We start from the raw sequence: 17,136 nt of genomic DNA on the forward strand, positions 1-17,136 counted from the left end.
GGTGTCCGCAACGGCGACGGTCGAGGATCTCGGCACGCGGATCGAGGAGGCTCTGCGTCTGCGGTTCGCCGAGCGCGCCGCCGCGGCCGAGCGCTACGGGACCGACTTCGTCGCCCTGTGGCAGACCGCGGCCGAACACGCCACCGGCGGCAAGCTCCTGCGGCCGCGGCTGCTGCTCGACCTGCTGCGCGCGCTGTCTCCGCACGGCCTCTCGAAGGACGAGACGCAGCGCGCGATCGGCATCGCCGTCGACGTCGAGATGCTGCACTTCGCCTTCCTCCTGCACGACGACGTGATCGACGGCGACCTCCTCCGCCGCCGCCGGCCGAACCTGATCGGAACGCTCGCGCAGCGGCACGGGGTCGACCCCTCCGAGCCCGTCCTGCACTGGGCGCGATCCAGCGCGATCCTGCTCGGCGACCTGTTGCTGACCTCGGCGACCATCGGCTTCGCCCGTGTCGACGCGAGCACCGACACCCGCGACCGACTGCTCGCCCTGCTGGAGCACACCATCCTGGAGACCGTCGCCGGCGAGCACGCCGACGTCGCCTTGAGCGATGGAGTGATCACGCCCGATCTGCGGACCATCCTCGCGACCAGCGCCCACAAGACCGCGACCTACTCCTTCGTGCTCCCCCTGCGCGCCGCCGCCGTGCTGGCCGGAGCCGCACCCGCGGCGGAGGAGCACCTCGCGGCGATCGGCGGCCACCTCGGCCTCGCCTACCAGTTGCAGGACGACCTGCTCTCGGTGTTCGGCGACGCCGACAGGCACGGCAAGGACCCGTTCTCCGACCTCCGCGAGGGGAAGGAGACGGCCATCGTCGCGTACGCCAGGATGACCGGGCACTGGCCGAGCATCGAGCTCCGCTTCGGCACCGCCGACCTGACGCCCTCGGAGGCCACTGACATGCGGGATCGGCTGCGCGAGTGCGGCGCCGAGGACTTCGTCCGCGGCCTGGTGCAGGAGCAGCTCGCCGCGGCCTCGACCGTCCTCGCCGAAGCGGAGGCGGACGGCACCCTGCCTCCGGCCGTCGCGCACACCATCCTCCAGCTCGCCTCGCGCATCGAGGGCCGCAGCGAATGAACGCCCCTGCCGACGGCCCGGACCGGGCCGCCCTCCAGCGCTTCAACCGGACGGCGGAGATCGCCACGACCGACGTGATCCGCACCTACTCGACCTCCTTCGGACTCGCCACACGCCTGCTCGGCGCGCGGCATCGCCAGCATGTCCGCAACATCTACGCGATGGTGCGCATCGCCGACGAGATCGTCGACGGGGTCGCCGCGGAGGCCGGGCTCGATGCCGGAGCACAGTCCGCCGCTCTCGAGTCGTACATCGCCGAGACCCATCGATCCATGCGCACCGGCTACAGCAGCGACCTGATCCTGCATGCATTCGCGCGCACGGCCCGCGAGTGCGGGATCGGCGAGGACCTCACCGGCCCCTTCTTCGCCTCGATGCGGGCCGACATCGCCACGGACTCCGGGTTCGCCGCCTACGACGCGGACGCGCACGCGACCTATGTGCACGGCTCCGCTGAGGTCGTCGGCCTGATGTGCCTGCAGGTGTTCCTGCGCGGGGTCGAGCGCACGCCCGAGCAGCTCGAGACGCTCCGGCACGGTGCCAGCCGGCTCGGCGCCGCCTTCCAGAACGTGAACTTCCTGCGCGACCTCGCCGACGACACGGATCGCCTGCACCGCGGATACCTCGGCGGGACCGAGCGGCTGACGGACGCCGAGCGCGACGCGTGGGTCGAGACGATCACGCAGCAGCTCGAGGATGCCCGCGCGGCGATCCCGCTGCTGCCCAGGGACGCCCGCGCGGCGGTGCGCAGTGCGCTCGCCCTGTTCGCCGCCCTGACCCGACGCGTCGCGAGAACACCGGTCGAAGAGCTCTATCGACGCCGCGTCCGCGTGCCGGATCCGGTCAAGGCGGCGCTCGCCTCCCGCGCGCTCCTTGTCACCGCGCTGGAGCGGGACCGATGAGCCGCGTGGTGGTGATCGGCGCCGGTGTCGCCGGTCTCGCGACGGCGGGGCTGCTCGCGAAAGAGGGCCACGACGTGGTCGTGCTGGAGAAGAACGACCGCGTCGGCGGACGCGCCGGCACGATCGAGCGCGACGGATTCCGGTTCGACTCGGGTCCGTCGTGGTACCTGATGCCCGAGGTCTTCGACCACTTCTTCGCGATGATGGGAACCTCGACCGCCGAGCAGCTCGACCTCGTGCGCCTCGATCCCGGGTACCGGGTCTTCCGCTCCCCCGACTCCTCGGATGCCGCGGACGGACCGGTGACGGTGCCGGCGGGTCGGGACGCGGTCACCCGCCTCTTCGAGACCCTGGAGCCCGGCTCGACGGGGGCTCTCGACGCGTACCTCGACTCCGCGCAGCACGCCGGGACGATGGCGCAGAGGTACTTCCTCTACAACCCCTTCACCCGGCTGCGCTCTCTCGCCGCTCCGGACGTGCTGCGCGCGCTGCCGCGGTTGGCGGCCCTGCTGGGCACGCGTCTGCAGGCCTTCGCCGCCCGGCGCTTCCGGCATCCGGCCATCCGTCAGATCCTCGGATACCCCGCGGTCTTCCTCGGCACGGACCCGCGCAGCGCCCCGGCGATGTACCACCTGATGAGCGCACTCGACCTCGACCAGGGCGTCAGCTACCCGCAGGGCGGCTTCTGGCGCGTGGTGGCGCGGATCGAAGGACTCGCCCGCGAGGCGGGAGTCCGGATCGTGACAGGCGCCGATGTCACCGGCATCCGCACCCAGGACATCGGCGGCGCCCCTCACGCGACCGGGGTCGGCTGGCGGGACGAGGCGGGGCACACCCACGTCGAGAGCGCGGACATCGTGGTGTCCGCCGCCGACCTGCACCACACCGAGACCGCCCTGCTGCCCCGCTCGCTGCAGTCCTACCCCGAGTCGTGGTGGGCTCGGCGGACCAGTGGCCCCGGCGGCGTCCTGGTGATGCTGGGCGTTCGCGGCGCCCTCCCCCAGCTTCCGCACCACTCGCTGTTCTTCACGGACGACTGGGACGCGAACTTCGACGCGATCTTCGGTCCGTCGCCCTCGGTGCCCGCGCCGGCGTCGATCTACGTCTGCCGACCGAGCGCCACCGATCCGGACGTCGCCCCGGCCGACCACGAGAACCTCTTCGTGCTGATCCCCGTGCCCGCGGACGTCGACCTCGGCGGCGGCGGGCCTGACGGCTCGGGCTCTCCGCGCGTGGAGGAGGCCGCCGATGCCGCGATCGACCAGATCGCCGCATGGGCCGGGATTCCGGACCTGCGCGAGCGGATCGTCGTACGGGAGACGAAGGGCCCAGCGGACTTCCACGCGGACTACCGCTCCTGGCGCGGTGGCATGCTCGGCCCTGCGCACATCCTGTCGCAGAGCGCGATGTTCCGCGCCCAGAACGCCTCCCGCCGAGTGCAGGGCCTGTTCTACGCCGGAGCCACGACCGCGCCGGGCGTCGGGGTCCCGATGTGCCTGATCAGCGCCGAGCTCGTGCTGAAGCGCGTACGCGGCGACCACTCCCCCGGTCCGCTCGACGAGCCGGTCGCCGGCGAGGCGGCGCGATGATGGGCGCGATCTACCTCGCCGCTCTGCTCGTCTCGCTCGGGTGCATGCTCCTGCTCGACTGGCGGTTCCGGCTGTTCTTCTGGCGCGACGCCGTATCCGCGGCGATCGTGACGGCTGTCGGGTTCATCTTCTTCCTGCTCTGGGATGCCGCCGGCATCGTCAACGGGATCTTCTTCCGAGGAGAGGGCGTGATCGCCACCGGTCTGCTGCTCGCGCCCGAGCTGCCGATCGAGGAGCCGGTGTTCCTGGTCTTCCTCGTCGTGTGCACGATGGTGATCTACTCCGGCGCCGCCCGGATCCTCGAACACCGACGCGGGCGATCGGCCGGGACGGGAGCCGGACGATGAGCTACCTCTCCCTGTCGACCGCGTTCCTCGCCGTCGCCGCTCTCGGCGGTCTCGGCGCGGTGCTCATCACGCGTCGGCGTCCGCATGCGGCGGCTCTGGGCCTCACCGCGCTCACGCTGCTGCTGCTCACCGCGGTGTTCGACACCGTCATGATCGCCGCAGGGCTCTTCCACTACGCGCCAGGACAGCTCGCCGGCGTGCACATCGGGCTCGCGCCGATCGAGGACTTCGCCTATCCGCTCGCCGGAGTGCTGCTGCTGCCCGCGCTGTGGACCGCACTGCGCTCGCGTCGCTCGCGCCGCGAGCCGTCGATCGACCGCGAGGAGGGCGGGGCATGAGCGCCCACCCCTCCGGCCGCGCAGGCGTGGGCGGCGCGATCGCCCAGATCGTGCTCTCCTCTCGGCCGATCAGCTGGATCAACACCGCCTTCCCCTTCGCCGCCGCCTACCTCCTCACGACGCGCGAGGTCGACCTCACGCTCGTGATCGGAGCGGTGTACTTCCTCATCCCTTACAACCTGGCGATGTACGGGATCAACGACGTGTTCGACTACGCCTCCGACCTCGCGAACCCGCGCAAGGGCGGCATTGAAGGCGCGCTCCTGTCTCCGCGCCTCCACCGTGCGACGCTGTGGGCTGCTGCGCTGACCAACATCCCGTTCCTCGTCTACCTCGTGGCCGTGGGGAACCAGGCGTCATGGATCTGGCTCGCCGTGAGCGTCTTCGCCGTCATCGCCTACTCCGCGCCGGTCCTGCGGTTCAAAGAACGGCCGTTCCTCGACTCGCTCACCTCGAGCACCCACTTCGTGAGCCCCGCGATCGTCGGACTCGCGCTGGCCGGCGCTCCCGTCACACCCGCGGTCGTGCTCACCCTGAGCGCGTTCTTCCTCTGGGGCATGGCCGCGCACGCCTTCGGAGCCGTGCAGGACATCGGGCCCGACCGCGAGGCGGGGATCTCCTCGATCGCGACGGTCATCGGCGCGCGGGCGACCGTGCGCCTGGCGCTCGTCCTCTGGGTGGTCGCGGGAGCCGCGATGCTGCTGACGCCGTGGCCGGGACCGCTGGCCGCGGTCCTCGCGCTTCCGTATCTCGTCAACGCCGCCCCGTGGTGGAACGTGACGGACGCGACCTCGGCGACGACGAACCGCGCGTGGCGCCGCTTCATCGCCCTCAACTACGTCGCGGGGTTCCTCGCGACCATGATCCTCATCCTGGCGTGGGTCTCCTGACCACGCGCACCCGCCCTCCGGAAGGAACCCCGATGTCCCGCCCCGATCTGCCGCCGACCCTGCCGACCAGGGAGCGTTCGCGACGCCACTCGTGGGTGCGCGTCCTCATCCCGGTGGCGCTGATCCTCGTGTGGCTGGCCGGGGCCTCGTTCGGCGGACCGCTGTTCGGCAAGGTGGACGAGGTCTCCTCCAACGATCAGACGACGTACCTGCCCGAGTCCGCGGATGCGACGAAGGTGCAGGCGCTGCTGGGCGAGTTCAACGACAGCGACGCGATTCCGGCGATCGCCGTGTTCACCTCCGACGACGAGCTCAGCGCGACCGAGCTGGATGCGATCTCCGACGCTGTCGCCGGCGCCCCCGACGTCGAGGGGGTGACCGACGATGTCTCGCCCGCGCTCCCCTCCGAGGACGGACGTGCCGTGCAGGCCTTCATCCCGATCGACAGCGACGCCGAGCTCGCGGACACGGTCTCCGCTCTCGGAGAGGAGCTGCGCTCCGGCATGCCCGACGGCGTGACCGTCTACATCACCGGACCGGCCGGGCTCAGCGCCGACCTCGTGGCCGGGTTCGCGGGCATCGACGGTCTCCTCCTCGGAGTCGCCCTGCTGGCGGTCCTCGTGATCCTCGTGCTGGTCTACCGCTCGCTCCTACTGCCGCTGGTGGTGCTGTCGACGAGCCTGTTCGCGCTCTGCGTCGCGCTCCTCGTGGTGTGGTGGCTGGCGAAGTTCGAGGTGCTGCTGCTCAGCGGCCAGACGCAGGGCATCCTCTTCATCCTCGTGATCGGAGCGGCGACGGACTACGCGCTGCTCCTCGTCGCTCGCTTCCGCGAGGAGCTGCGGGTCGCGCAGGACAAGGGCACCGCTCTCCTCGCCGCGTGGAAGGGCTCCGTCGAGCCCATCGTCGCCTCCGGCGGAACCGTGATCGCCGGTCTGCTGTGCCTGCTGCTCAGCGACCTCAAGTCCAACAGCACGCTGGGACCGGTAGCGGCCATCGGGATCGTGTTCGCGATGCTGTCGGCACTGACGCTGCTGCCCTCGCTGCTGCTGCTGTTCGGGCGCGCGGTGTTCTGGCCGCGGCGCCCCCGGTTCGAGCCCGAGGTCGTCGCCGCCGAGCACGGCATGCGCACCACGGGCCTCTGGGCGCGACTGGCCGGACTCATCAAGCGACGCCCGCGGGTGATCTGGATCGTGACCACGATCGTCCTCCTCGTGGGGGCCGCCGGCATCACCCAGCTCCGGGCCGACGGGGTGCCGCAGTCCGACCTGGTGCTCGGCGCGTCCGAGGCCCGCGACGGCCAGGTGGCGCTCGGCGAGCACTTCCCCGGCGGATCCGGCAGCCCCGTGTACGTGGTCGTCGACGAGGATCGGCTGCAGGACGCCGCTGACGTCCTGCTCGCGAACGACGGCGTCGACGGCGTCTCCGTCACTGCTGCCGACTCCCCGAGCGGTACGGCCCCGGTGACGGAGGACGGCATCGCCCCGATCGGCGCTCCGGGCACTCCGGCTCCCGAGCCGACCACGGTCGACGGCGAGGTGCTGCTGCAGGGAACACTCACGGACGCGGCAGACTCCGAGGAAGCCGCCTCGACCGTCCGCGAGCTCCGCAGCGACCTCGACGACATCGACGCGCTGGTGGGCGGGGTGACCGCGACATCCGTGGACACGAACGATGCGTCGATCCACGACCGCACCCTCATCATCCCGGTCATCCTCGTCGTCATCATGCTGATCCTGATGCTGCTGCTGCGCTCGATCCTCGCACCGGTGCTGCTGATCCTCACGACGGTGCTCTCGTTCGGTACCGCGCTGGGCGTCTCGGCCCTGGTGTTCAACGGGATCTTCGACTTCCCGGGCGCCGATCCCGCCGTCCCGCTCTTCGGGTTCGTGTTCCTCGTCGCGCTCGGCATCGACTACAACATCTTCCTGATGACCAGGGTGCGGGAGGAGTCGAAGGCGCACGGCACGCGCGAGGGCATCCTCCGCGGGCTGTCGATCACGGGCGGCGTGATCACCTCGGCCGGGCTCGTCCTCGCGGCGACCTTCGCCGCGCTCTCGGTGATCCCGATCCTGTTCCTCGTACAGCTCGCGTTCATCGTCGCGTTCGGCGTGCTGCTCGACACCTTCGTGGTGCGTTCGCTGCTCGTCCCCGCGCTGACCTACGACATCGGCAAGGCCATCTGGTGGCCGTCGAAGCTGTGGCGCAAGGGTGAGGACTGAGCACCGCACCGGATCGAGGTGCCCTCGACAGGATTCGAACCTGCGACCTGCCCTTTAGGAGAGGGCTGCTCTATCCTGCTGAGCTACGAGGGCGTGCCCCCAGTCTACGGGACCGGGGGCACGCAGCCCGTAGCGCACAGGCCTCATGCGGCCAGTGCGAGGTACGGCTCCCACCGGGGATCGCTGCGCTCCGTGCCGCGCACCGTCCAGGCGGTGCCGTGCGGCGGACGCGGGGTGATGCGAAGCTGCCAGCGCATCTCCTGCGGGGTGCGGTCGCTCTTGACGTTGTTGCAGCGCAGGCAGCAGGCCACGAGGTTCTCCCAGGAGTCGGCTCCCCCGCGCGAACGCGGCAGGATGTGGTCGATCGTGGAGGCCGCCTTGCCGCAGTAACCGCAGCGGTGGTTGTCCCGCCGGAGCACGCCACGCCGGGTGACCGGGACGCGTCTGCTCGTCGGCACCCGGACGTACCGGGCGAGGATGATGACGGCCGGACGATCGTAGACGCCGTGGGAGCCCCAGACGGGATCGTCCTCCACGCGTTCGATCACGGTCGCCTTGTCGTTCATGACGAGCACCAGGGCTCGTTTGAACGACACGATCGCGAGCGGCTCGTATCCGGCATTCAGGACCAGTGTGCGCATTCGTCATCCTCTCGATCCGCCGGGACGGCTTCCCGGCACTCTCGACTCACACGAGGTCGTGCAGGAGGCAGAGCGATCGCGAGGACGAAAAAAGGCGCCGTCTAGAGACAGCGCCTTTCGCGCACGGCAGCGCCGTGGCTTCCCCGCAGGCTATGCAGAAGGACGTGACGACCGAGGGCATCCATGGTTCGGATGCTCGGTATTCGCTCCATCAGCCTCTCCCGCCTGTACGACAACGGGTTCAGGCTAACCCATTCCGCTGCATGCGGGGCGAACGGAGGGTGAATGGAGGAAGGCGTGTCCGCGGATCAGCCGGCGTTGACCGAGAGCCACGACATGGGCTCGACGAGTCCGCCGTTGATCCAGACCTCGAAGTGGAGGTGGTTCGCGGTGGAGCGTCCGGTGCTGCCGACGTAGCCGATCAGCTGCCCGGCGGCGACGGTCTGACCGACCTGCACCTGGCGCGATCCGTACAGCATGTGACCGTAGGTGGTCTGCACGCGCTGACCGCCGACCACGCTGTCGAGCATGACGCAGACGCCGTATCCGCCGATGCTCTCGGCCGAGGCGCGGACCACGCCACCGGCGGCCGCGTAGATCGGGGTGCCGGCCGGAGCGAGCATGTCGGCTCCGTTGTGGCCACCGCCCACCGTGCGGCTGACGTTCCAGGAGCCCATCGGCAGCGGATAGCGCACCTCGCCCGAACCGGGAGAGGTCAGGGCGTAGCCGGCGGAGTTGAACTGCGTGGACGAGGATGCGGAAGCGGTCGCGGCGGCCGCTGCGGCGCGGGCGGCCGCAGCCTCCTCGGCCTTCTTCTTCTCGATCTCCTCGGGCGTCGTGGCGCTGAAGGTGCCTCGGCTCAGCGGAGCGGCCGTGGCCTGGGAGGCGACGACGAGGGACTGCGCATCGACGGCCGCGAGCTGCTGCAACGTCGTGGTGGCGGCTTCCGTCGGCTTGGACGAGGCGAAGGCGGGAAGGGCGATGCCGGCGACGAGGGCGCCGACGGCACCGAAGATGGCGATGGAGCGGAGCGGCTTGACGGCCTTGCGAACACCCGCGCGCGCACCCTTGGTCCGGGCGGGCACTCGATCTTCAGATGTCTTCTTCGCGGGCGATTCGATGTCTGCGGCCAAAACGTGGTCCTCCTCGGCCCCTGCGCTTTCGGGTAGCGCCGGCTCGTCGACACTCTGCTCTCGGGGCACGGGTGTATCTCGGGTAGTTCGTGCGTTCCTGCCGAAGACGACGAGCCTGAAAGGCGATCTTCGCGGTTCACCGTCAACGGGCTTCTTCGCTGACGACCTGTCCGAGGTTACCGGAAGATAACGATCATGTCACCCTGGGAACCTGACAATCCTCGGGGAGGCCGATGCCGGCGTTCGTCAGGCCGGCTCGCCCACCAGGAAGATGTGCGAGGCGAGCTCGACCGGGAGCTCCAGTCCGTCGTCCTTGCCCTCCATCTGGATGAGGACGTATCCCTCGCTGAAGCGGAAGTCGCCGCGGGCGCCGGGGACGACGCCGGCGTCGCGCAGCTGCTCCAGGAGCTCGGGGTCGACCTGGGCCGGCTCCGCCAGTCGGCGCACGGTTCCCTCGACCGGTTCGCCCGCCGCATTCAGCCGCTGGACGAGACCGATCACACCCTCGTCGAAGGTGCGCGCCGGCATGTCGCCGAGCTGATCGAGACCGGGGATCGGGTTGCCGTACGGGGATTCGGTGGGGTGTCCGAGAAGCTCGACCAGGCGGCGCTCCACCTGCTCGCTCATGACGTGCTCCCAGCGGCAGGCCTCCTCGTGCACGAACGCCCAGTCCAGCCCGATCACGTCGGAGAGCAGGCGCTCGGCGAGCCGGTGCTTGCGCATGACGTCGACGGCCTTGCGGCGTCCGGCGTCGGTGAGCTCGAGCGTGCGGTCCTCCGAGACGATGACGAGACCGTCGCGCTCCATGCGTCCGACGGTCTGCGAGACGGTCGGACCCGAGTGACCGAGCCGCTCCGAGATGCGCGCGCGCAGCGGGACGATGTTCTCCTCCTCGAGTTCGAGGATGGTGCGGAGATACATCTCCGTGGTGTCGATCAGATCGGTCATGTGCAGGCCCTCCGAGGTTCTTAGGCAAGCCTACATTCCCGGGCGGACATCGGATCGTCACCCCGTCCGGCGACCTCGCGGCGGCCCTCTAGAATCGACCCATGGCGATCGAGATTCCCCGTGACCTCCTGCCCGCTGACGGCCGCTTCGGCTGCGGCCCCTCGAAGGTGCGCCCGGCGCAGCTCGAGGCGCTGGTCTCCTCGGGGGCGTCGATCCTCGGCACCTCGCACCGCCAGGCCCCGGTGAAGAACCTGGTCGGCAGCGTGCGCGAGCAGCTCGCCGCCCTGTTCCGGATCCCGGAGGGGTATGAGATCGTCCTCGGCAACGGCGGCTCCACCGCGTTCTGGGATGCCGCTGCCTTCGGCCTGATCGAGCGTCGCAGCCAGAACCTCGTCTTCGGGGAGTTCGGCGGCAAGTTCGCGGCCGCGGCCGGAGCCCCCTGGCTGGAGGCTCCCGATGTGCGCAAGGCGGAGCCGGGATCGGCGACCGCCGTAGAGGTCGTGCCGGGCGTCGACGTCTACGCCTGGCCGCACAACGAGACCTCGACCGGTGTCGCGGCGCCCGTCCGACGGGTCGACGCGGACGGCGCCCTCACGGTCATCGACGCCACGAGCGCCGCCGGCGGCATCGACTTCGACGCGACGCAGGCCGACGTCTACTACTTCGCGCCGCAGAAGAACCTCGGGTCCGACGGCGGGCTGTGGTTCGCGGCGGTGTCCCCTGCCGCGATCGAGCGCATCGAGCGCATCGCCGCGTCCGGACGCTACATCCCCGAGTTCCTGAGCCTGAAGAACGCGGTCGACAACTCGCGGCTCAACCAGACCCTCAACACCCCGGCGCTGACGACCCTGCACCTGCTCGACAGTCAGCTCCGATGGATCCTCGACAACGGCGGTCTGTCCTGGGCGGCGGCGAGGACCGCCGAGTCCTCATCCGTCCTGTACGACTGGGCTGAGGCCTCCGCCGTCGCGACGCCGTTCGTCGCGGACGCCGCCGACCGCTCCCCCGTCGTCGTGACGATCGACTTCGACGACAGCATCGATGCGACCGCGATCGCGAAGATCCTGCGCGCGAACGGCATCGTCGACACCGAGCCGTACCGCAAGCTCGGCCGCAACCAGCTCCGCGTCGCGACCTTCGTCTCCATCGAGCCGGAGGACGTGCGTCAGCTGACGCGCTCGATCGACCACGTCCTGGAGAACCTGGCGGGCTGAGCCCCCGAGGTCACTCCTCCTCGTCGCCGACGTCCGCCGCGCGGGCGTCGGCGTCGTCGTCTTCCGCCTCGTCGTCTTCGCTCTCGTCCGCGTCGTCGAGTTCGTCGGCGTCGGCCTCGTCGAGCTCATCGATGTCGACGCCGTCGAGGTCCCCGGCGTGCAGGATGTCCGCGTCGCCGTCCTCTTCGTCATCGTCGAGGTCGTCGTCGTCGAGGTCGTCGTCGTCGTCCAGGTCGTCGTCGTCCGCGTTCGCCTCATCGCCCTCGGCCGCCGCTGCCGCTTCGGCCAGCTCGGCCTGGTGGGCGCGGTACTCGGCGAGGCGCTCGGCCCACGGCACCCACTCCGGTGCGAGCAGCGCGCCGTCGCCGGGGAGCAGCTCCACCTCGAGCACGGTGGGTTCCGCGTCGTCGACGCGCGCCACGGTCACGGTCCAGTACCACCCCGGGTAGCCGGCGAGCCGATTCTCGAACCGCAGCGACACCGAGCCGTCCTCTTCCGGGAGGTAGCCCGCCGCCGGTCCGATCGTGGACGCGGGAGTGATCTCGCGCAGGGCTTCCAGCGCGAGGTCGTGCGCCTCGAGGAGGCGCGGGTCGGCGTCAGGCTTCGAGGTCATCAGCGACCTTGCGCAGGACGGCCGCGATCTTGCGACCGTGTCCGGAGGAGGGGTAGCGCCCGCGACGGAGGTCGCCGCCGATGCCGTCGAGGAGCTTCACGAGGTCCTCGACGATGATCGCCATGTCGTCGGCCGACTTGCGCTTGGCCTTGGAGAGGCTGGGCGGCGCCTCGAGCACGCGCACCGACAGCGCCTGGAGGCCGCGCTTGCCGTCAGCCACGCCGAACTCCACGCGCGCACCCGCCTTGACCGCGGTGCCTGCGGGCATCGCGGAGGCGTGCAGGAAGACGTCCTGGCCGTCATCGCTGGCGATGAAGCCGAAACCCTTGTCTTCGTCGTAGAACCTGACCTTGCCGGTGGGCATGGGAGAACCTCGCTGGATCGATATGCAGAACGATGGACGCGCATGTGCGCGTGCCTCCAGCCTACCGGTCGTGGGCCGCACCGAACCGAAGCCCGCAGTACGAGTAGGCTGACGTGGATGAGCACGCAGAATTCGGAACCGGAGGTTCCCATCCGCCGGCTGGATCGTATCCTCGCGTTCACCGCGCTCGGAATCGCCGCCGCCGCCGTGCTGTGCTTCTTCGCCATCATCATCGGGACGGCACTGGGGATGGATCAGGCCGCGTTCGGCGAAGGGGTCTGGCCTCTCATCGCCGCCGTGCCGTACTGGGGGCTCCCCCTGGCGTTCGTGATGATCATCGTGCTGCTGACCATGAGCTTCATCCGGAAGGGTCGCGCGTCTTCGCGGTCCTGAGGCACCGGCCATGAGCACTCACGCGCGACCGTTGGCGGACTGGCTGGCGGAGGCGAACGATGACGACCTCCGTCGTCTGCTCGCCGCGCGCGGTGTGCGACCGGACGTGCCGTGGCAGGACTTCTTCGACGCCGCCGAAGCGCTGCTCGATCCGGTGTCGCTGGGCCGCGTCCTTCCCACCCTCACGTTGGCGGAGGCGAGGGCCCTGCTCGCCGCCGCGACCGGCGGCACCGCCGACGACGAGCGTGCCGCCCTGACCGCCCTCGCCCTGCTCCGCCCCGACGGAACCGTCTACCCGCCGGTCGCCGCGGCGGTCGCGGGGCGCGAGGTACCGGAACCCGGAGCGGTCGCGCCGCAGCCGACCTCGGGCGAGACCGCCGCGGCGCACGCGGCGGAGCGCGCCTTCACCACCGTCGCGCTCCTGGCCGACCTGCTGCTCATCGCACGCGAGAGCCCGTTCGCACTCCTCACCGGCGGCGGGGTCAGCGCCGGCGAGAAGCGGCAGCTCGCAGAGGCGGGCATCCCTGCGGAGGTCGTCGATCCCCTCGCCGCGATCGCGCTGCAGGCGGGTCTCGCCGCGGCGACGGACCGGCGGCTGCGCACCACGCAGGTCGCGGAGGAATGGCTCCGGACGTCCGCGATCGAGCGCTGGACGGTCCTGGTCACGGCCTTCCGGGACGGCCTGCCGCGCGGTGTCCGCTCGGACGACGGCGGCTGGATCCCCCCGCGATCCTGGGCCTGCGCCCATCCGTGGGATCCGTCATGGGCATCGCGCGCCGTCGCGCTCGAGGAGTCGGCACGACTGCTGGGTCTGATGGCCGAAGACGGTTCGGAGCCCGCCTGGGCCGTCGGTCTGCGCCGGGGAGGGGCCGCGGACGCCGCAGCCCTCGCCGAGCTGCTGCCCGCCGAGGTCGACCGCATCTTCCTGCAGAACGACCTGACGGCGATCGCTCCCGGGCCGCTGGCCCCGGCCCTCGACGTCCGCCTGCGCACGATCGCGGCCCGCGAATCCGCGGCGCAGGCGTCCTCCTACCGCTTCACGACCGAGTCCGTCGCCCGCGCCTTCGGCAGCGGCGAGACCGAGCAGTCCATCCTCGAGTTCCTGGGCGGGATCTCCCTCACCGGCATCCCCCAGCCCCTGAGCTACCTGATCGGCCAGACCGGGCAGCGGCACGGGCTGGTCCGCGTCTCGACCGACGACGAGACGGGACGCACCCGCATCGAGAGCGCCGATCCGCACCTGATCGAGGCGATGGCCGTCGACCAGTCGCTGCGTCCGCTCGCGCTCACCGCGCACGTCGGCTCGCTCACCACGCGGGTCGGACGGGACACTGTGTACTGGGCGCTGACGGATGCCCGCTACCCGGCGACCCTCGTCGGCCCGGACGGAGAGCTCCTGGTCCGCGAGCGCCACGCCGCGCCGACCACAGCGCCGGATGCGCACGCCGACGACCTCGCTCCCCTGATCGCGCGACTCCGCTCGCACCAGGGGCCGGACGCCGACGCCGCCTGGCTCGACCGCGAACTCGAGGCCGCCGTCCGCGCGAAGTCCGTGCTCCGCGTCACCGTCGGCATGCCGGACGGCTCGACGCGGGAGCTGCTCCTCGAGGCGACAGGAATGGGCGGCGGACGGCTCCGCGGGCGGGATCGCGCCGCGGACGTGGAGCGCACGCTGCCGGTGTCGAGCATCCTCACAGCCACGATCGTCGCGCCGTAGGGCCGCGTGCCCGCACGACCGGTAAACTGGTCAGCTATGTCTGATGGCCCCTTGATCGTCCAGAGCGATCGCACCGTGCTGCTCGAAGTCGCCCACGCCGACGCGGAGAGCGCCCGTCACGAGCTCGCGATCTTCGCCGAGCTGGAGCGCGCGCCCGAGCACATCCACACGTACCGGATCACCCGCCTCGGACTGTGGAACGCCCGCGCTGCCGGGCACACGGCCGAGGACATGCTCGAGACCCTCGACCGGTGGTCGCGGTTCCCGGTCCCGCCGTCGGTGGCCGTGGATCTTCGTGAGACCGTCAACCGCTACGGGCGCCTGGTGATCGAGCGCGACGACGAGGGCACCCTGATCCTGCGCTCCTCCGATCCCGCCGTGCTGGCACAGGTGGCGAACAACAAGCGCATCCAGCCCCTGCTGATCGGTCACCCCAGCCCTGACGCGTTCGTCGTCGACGCCTGGGCGCGGGGGCAGATCAAGCAGGAGCTGCTGAAGATCGGCTGGCCCGCCGAGGACCTCGCCGGCTACACGCCGGGCACGCCGCACGAGATCGAGCTCGCCGAGGACGGCTGGCACATCCGCCCGTACCAGCAGGACGCCGTCGACGCCTTCGCGAAGGACGGCTCCGGCGTCGTGGTGCTCCCGTGCGGCGCCGGCAAGACGATCGTCGGCGCCGGTGCGATGGCCGCGACCAAGACCACGACCCTGATCCTCGTGACGAACACGGTGTCCGCACGGCAGTGGCGCGACGAGCTGCTCAAGCGCACCAGCCTGACCCCCGAGGAGATCGGCGAGTACTCCGGGCAGGCCAAGGAGGTCAAGCCGGTCACCATCGCCACCTACCAGATCCTGACCGCCAAGCGGAAGGGCGAGTACGCGCACCTCGCGCTGCTGGACGCCCTCGACTGGGGCCTCATCGTGTACGACGAGGTCCACCTGCTCCCCGCCCCCGTGTTCAAGCTCACCGCCGACCTGCAGGCGCGGCGACGGATCGGCCTCACCGCCACCCTCGTGCGTGAAGACGGTCGGGAGGGCGACGTGTTCAGCCTGATCGGCCCCAAGCGCTTCGACGCCCCCTGGAAGCAGATCGAGGCGCAGGGCTTCATCTCCCCCGCCGCCTGCTACGAGGTACGGGTCGACCTGCCGCCGAGCGACCGCCTGGAGTACGCCGCCGCGACCGACGACGAGCGCTATCGGCTCGCCGCCTCCGCACCGGCGAAGGTCGACGCCGTGCGGGAGCTGATCGCGAAGCACGAGGGTGAGCGCATCCTGGTGATCGGACAGTACCTCGACCAGCTCGAATCGCTGTCCGAGGCGCTGAACGCCCCGCAGATCACCGGTGCGACCCCGGTCGACGAGCGCGAGGAGCTGTACCGCGCGTTCCGGGAGGGCGACATCTCGCTGCTCGTGGTGTCCAAGGTCGCGAACTTCTCGATCGACCTGCCGGAGGCGTCGGTCGCGATCCAGGTGTCGGGATCGTTCGGCTCGCGCCAGGAGGAGGCCCAGCGCCTCGGTCGCCTGCTGCGCCCCAAGCAGTCCGGGCACACCGCGAGCTTCTACACCCTCGTCGCCCGCGACACGATCGATCAGGATTACGCCCAGAACCGCCAGCGCTTCCTCGCCGAGCAGGGATACAGCTACACGATCATGGACTCGGACGCGATCGCCGCCTGAACCGCAGGATCACGCTCGCGCGGCGCTGCCGTGCAGGACGGGCCCCAGGTGATGGGTCCCGTCCGCTGCGGCCGTGGGTGCCGTGACCTGCGCCGTCCGTGCGATCCCGAGTCTCGCCGCCCAGCGGTCGGCGAGGAGCGCGTAGACGACCATGGCCAGTGCCGATGCCACCAGATCGACCGCCGTTCCGGAGCTCGCATTCGCGTCGACCAGGGCGACGGAGCCGAGCAGGAAGATCAGCACGTTGTTGACGATGTGCAGCGAGATCGCCGCCTCGAGGCCGCCCGTGCGCCAGGTCAGCCAGGCGGCGACGATCGCGAACATGCCGACGCTCGCCGCACCCCAGACGTCGTAGCCGTGACCGAGCACGAAGATCGGGACGGGCAGGAGGATGGCGAAGGCGGGATGACGCAGCCAGCTGCCGACCAGCTGCATCAGGTACCCGCGGAACACGTACTCTTCCGCTGCGGCCTGGAACGGGATCAGCAGCAGCACGAGAAGCACCATGCTCCACAGCCCTGGATGGGAGAAGTCCGCCACCACGGCATCGCCGCTCAGCGCCGACCAGCCCAGCACCACGGCGAAGTACACGACGAACACCGCGACCGCCAGCATCAGGCTCTTCCCGAGCCATCCCCTGCGCAGGCGTCCGGTCACCGACGACAGCAGCCCGACCCCGCGCCCCTCGACGATGCGCGAGGCCAGCAGCAGGGCCGGGATCATCAGGATCAGCGGCAGCACCAGCGCGACCAGCAGCCAGGGCCGGTCGAGATCGAAGAACTGCGTGGTCGTGAGGAGGACCTGCGACTCGACGGCCCAGCCGGGGACGACCATCGAAACGATCACCAGCGGCACGATCACGATCAGCAGGATCGCGACATAGAGAGCGATGCCGACGAGCCCGGTCAGCAGCATGCGCCACCAGCGATATCGCGGCCGCAGGTGCGCCAGCCGGTGGTAGGCGATCCGCTCGACCTCGGGCACGTCGTCCCGAGTGGCGGCGATCCCGGGGGCGGCGGCGGCGTCCTCGTGCAAGCTCATACCTCGATCCTTCCGGGTCCGCCTGT

General features: G+C 70.6%; 17 protein-coding genes and 1 tRNA gene. 11 read left to right on the forward strand and 7 right to left on the reverse strand.

Annotation, left to right across the window (positions count from 1 at the left end):
* Position 1: 1 nt before the first annotated feature.
* From CSX12_RS13665 to CSX12_RS13695, 7 genes are read left to right on the forward strand one after another with little or no spacing between them, the layout of a single operon-like run.
* Positions 2 to 1,084: a polyprenyl synthetase family protein gene (locus CSX12_RS13665; protein WP_124896155.1), complete on the forward strand. Its 1,083-nt coding sequence runs from the start codon at positions 2 to 4 to the stop codon at positions 1,082 to 1,084.
* On the forward strand, positions 1,081 to 1,986 hold the full coding sequence (locus tag CSX12_RS13670) for a squalene/phytoene synthase family protein (RefSeq protein ID WP_124896156.1): 906 nt from the start codon (positions 1,081 to 1,083) through the stop codon (positions 1,984 to 1,986). Before CSX12_RS13665 ends, CSX12_RS13670 begins: the two co-directional genes overlap by 4 nt.
* A complete protein-coding gene (crtI, locus tag CSX12_RS13675) occupies positions 1,983 to 3,575 on the forward strand; it encodes a phytoene desaturase family protein (RefSeq protein ID WP_124896157.1) in 1,593 nt (530 codons plus the stop codon). Before CSX12_RS13670 ends, crtI begins: the two co-directional genes overlap by 4 nt.
* Entirely contained in the window at positions 3,575 to 3,922 is a 348-nt protein-coding gene (locus CSX12_RS13680) for a lycopene cyclase domain-containing protein (RefSeq protein WP_124896922.1), read from the forward strand. The genes crtI and CSX12_RS13680 overlap by 1 nt, the downstream gene beginning before the upstream one ends.
* Entirely contained in the window at positions 3,919 to 4,260 is a 342-nt protein-coding gene (locus CSX12_RS13685; protein ID WP_017201377.1) for a lycopene cyclase domain-containing protein, read from the forward strand. Before CSX12_RS13680 ends, CSX12_RS13685 begins: the two co-directional genes overlap by 4 nt.
* On the forward strand, positions 4,257 to 5,150 hold the full coding sequence (locus CSX12_RS13690; protein ID WP_124896158.1) for a prenyltransferase: 894 nt from the start codon (positions 4,257 to 4,259) through the stop codon (positions 5,148 to 5,150). Before CSX12_RS13685 ends, CSX12_RS13690 begins: the two co-directional genes overlap by 4 nt.
* Before the next feature lie 32 nt (positions 5,151 to 5,182).
* Positions 5,183 to 7,369: an MMPL family transporter gene (locus tag CSX12_RS13695; RefSeq protein ID WP_124896159.1), complete on the forward strand. Its 2,187-nt coding sequence runs from the start codon at positions 5,183 to 5,185 to the stop codon at positions 7,367 to 7,369.
* A 19-nt stretch (positions 7,370 to 7,388) separates the two neighbouring features.
* On the opposite strand, the gene CSX12_RS13700 is transcribed toward CSX12_RS13695, so the two are convergent.
* From CSX12_RS13700 to CSX12_RS13715, 4 genes are all read right to left on the reverse strand, one after another.
* Positions 7,389 to 7,462, reverse strand: a tRNA-Arg gene (locus CSX12_RS13700).
* A gap of 50 nt (positions 7,463 to 7,512) precedes the next feature.
* Positions 7,513 to 8,010, reverse strand: coding sequence for an HNH endonuclease (locus tag CSX12_RS13705; RefSeq protein WP_017201380.1), 498 nt, complete (start codon positions 8,008 to 8,010; stop codon positions 7,513 to 7,515).
* Between the two features lie 308 nt (positions 8,011 to 8,318).
* Positions 8,319 to 9,095 carry a M23 family metallopeptidase gene (locus tag CSX12_RS13710; protein WP_051000773.1) on the reverse strand — a complete coding sequence of 259 codons (777 nt, stop codon included), beginning with the start codon at positions 9,093 to 9,095 and terminating at the stop codon, positions 8,319 to 8,321.
* A gap of 294 nt (positions 9,096 to 9,389) precedes the next feature.
* Positions 9,390 to 10,091 carry a metal-dependent transcriptional regulator gene (locus CSX12_RS13715; protein WP_017201382.1) on the reverse strand — a complete coding sequence of 234 codons (702 nt, stop codon included), beginning with the start codon at positions 10,089 to 10,091 and terminating at the stop codon, positions 9,390 to 9,392.
* Between the two features lie 101 nt (positions 10,092 to 10,192).
* Here CSX12_RS13715 and serC point away from each other — a divergent pair, with 101 nt between their 5' ends.
* Positions 10,193 to 11,305, forward strand: a complete 1,113-nt coding sequence (serC, locus tag CSX12_RS13720; RefSeq protein WP_124896160.1) for a phosphoserine transaminase — start codon at positions 10,193 to 10,195, stop codon at positions 11,303 to 11,305.
* Between the two features lie 10 nt (positions 11,306 to 11,315).
* Here the strand turns inward: serC and CSX12_RS13725 are convergent, their stop codons facing one another.
* Together CSX12_RS13725 and CSX12_RS13730 are read right to left on the reverse strand one after the other, a co-directional pair.
* A complete protein-coding gene (locus CSX12_RS13725) occupies positions 11,316 to 11,918 on the reverse strand; it encodes a DUF3027 domain-containing protein (protein WP_124896161.1) in 603 nt (200 codons plus the stop codon).
* Positions 11,902 to 12,282, reverse strand: coding sequence for a cold shock domain-containing protein (locus CSX12_RS13730; protein WP_017201385.1), 381 nt, complete (start codon positions 12,280 to 12,282; stop codon positions 11,902 to 11,904). The genes CSX12_RS13725 and CSX12_RS13730 overlap by 17 nt, the downstream gene beginning before the upstream one ends.
* A 117-nt stretch (positions 12,283 to 12,399) precedes the next feature.
* On the opposite strand from CSX12_RS13730, the gene CSX12_RS13735 reads away from it, so the two are divergent.
* The 3 genes from CSX12_RS13735 to CSX12_RS13745 are packed head-to-tail and all read left to right on the forward strand — an operon-like array spanning position 12,400 to position 16,069.
* On the forward strand, positions 12,400 to 12,675 hold the full coding sequence (locus tag CSX12_RS13735) for a multidrug ABC transporter ATPase (protein WP_124896162.1): 276 nt from the start codon (positions 12,400 to 12,402) through the stop codon (positions 12,673 to 12,675).
* Between the two features lie 10 nt (positions 12,676 to 12,685).
* Positions 12,686 to 14,392 carry a helicase-associated domain-containing protein gene (locus CSX12_RS13740; RefSeq protein WP_124896163.1) on the forward strand — a complete coding sequence of 569 codons (1,707 nt, stop codon included), beginning with the start codon at positions 12,686 to 12,688 and terminating at the stop codon, positions 14,390 to 14,392.
* A gap of 36 nt (positions 14,393 to 14,428) precedes the next feature.
* On the forward strand, positions 14,429 to 16,069 hold the full coding sequence (locus CSX12_RS13745; RefSeq protein WP_124896164.1) for a DNA repair helicase XPB: 1,641 nt from the start codon (positions 14,429 to 14,431) through the stop codon (positions 16,067 to 16,069).
* Between the two features lie 9 nt (positions 16,070 to 16,078).
* Here CSX12_RS13745 and CSX12_RS13750 read toward each other — a convergent pair whose 3' ends face one another.
* Positions 16,079 to 17,110 carry a type II CAAX endopeptidase family protein gene (locus CSX12_RS13750; protein ID WP_124896165.1) on the reverse strand — a complete coding sequence of 344 codons (1,032 nt, stop codon included), beginning with the start codon at positions 17,108 to 17,110 and terminating at the stop codon, positions 16,079 to 16,081.
* Between the last annotated feature and the right edge of the window lie 26 nt (positions 17,111 to 17,136).

It is taken from the genome of Microbacterium sp. Y-01 (assembly GCF_003856715.1).
Lineage (GTDB): Bacteria > Actinomycetota > Actinomycetes > Actinomycetales > Microbacteriaceae > Microbacterium > Microbacterium algeriense.

Coding starts and splice junctions, on each gene's coding strand:
- CSX12_RS13715 (WP_017201382.1), bottom strand. CDS start 10,091: ATGACCGATCTGATCGACACCACGGAGATGTATCTCCGCACCATCCTC.
- crtI (WP_124896157.1), top strand. CDS start 1,983: ATGAGCCGCGTGGTGGTGATCGGCGCCGGTGTCGCCGGTCTCGCGACG.
- CSX12_RS13705 (WP_017201380.1), bottom strand. CDS start 8,010: ATGCGCACACTGGTCCTGAATGCCGGATACGAGCCGCTCGCGATCGTG.
- CSX12_RS13730 (WP_017201385.1), bottom strand. CDS start 12,282: ATGCCCACCGGCAAGGTCAGGTTCTACGACGAAGACAAGGGTTTCGGC.
- CSX12_RS13745 (WP_124896164.1), top strand. CDS start 14,429: ATGTCTGATGGCCCCTTGATCGTCCAGAGCGATCGCACCGTGCTGCTC.
- CSX12_RS13685 (WP_017201377.1), top strand. CDS start 3,919: ATGAGCTACCTCTCCCTGTCGACCGCGTTCCTCGCCGTCGCCGCTCTC.
- CSX12_RS13670 (WP_124896156.1), top strand. CDS start 1,081: ATGAACGCCCCTGCCGACGGCCCGGACCGGGCCGCCCTCCAGCGCTTC.
- CSX12_RS13725 (WP_124896161.1), bottom strand. CDS start 11,918: ATGACCTCGAAGCCTGACGCCGACCCGCGCCTCCTCGAGGCGCACGAC.
- CSX12_RS13740 (WP_124896163.1), top strand. CDS start 12,686: ATGAGCACTCACGCGCGACCGTTGGCGGACTGGCTGGCGGAGGCGAAC.
- CSX12_RS13695 (WP_124896159.1), top strand. CDS start 5,183: ATGTCCCGCCCCGATCTGCCGCCGACCCTGCCGACCAGGGAGCGTTCG.
- CSX12_RS13680 (WP_124896922.1), top strand. CDS start 3,575: ATGGGCGCGATCTACCTCGCCGCTCTGCTCGTCTCGCTCGGGTGCATG.
- CSX12_RS13750 (WP_124896165.1), bottom strand. CDS start 17,110: ATGAGCTTGCACGAGGACGCCGCCGCCGCCCCCGGGATCGCCGCCACT.
- CSX12_RS13690 (WP_124896158.1), top strand. CDS start 4,257: ATGAGCGCCCACCCCTCCGGCCGCGCAGGCGTGGGCGGCGCGATCGCC.
- CSX12_RS13735 (WP_124896162.1), top strand. CDS start 12,400: ATGAGCACGCAGAATTCGGAACCGGAGGTTCCCATCCGCCGGCTGGAT.
- serC (WP_124896160.1), top strand. CDS start 10,193: ATGGCGATCGAGATTCCCCGTGACCTCCTGCCCGCTGACGGCCGCTTC.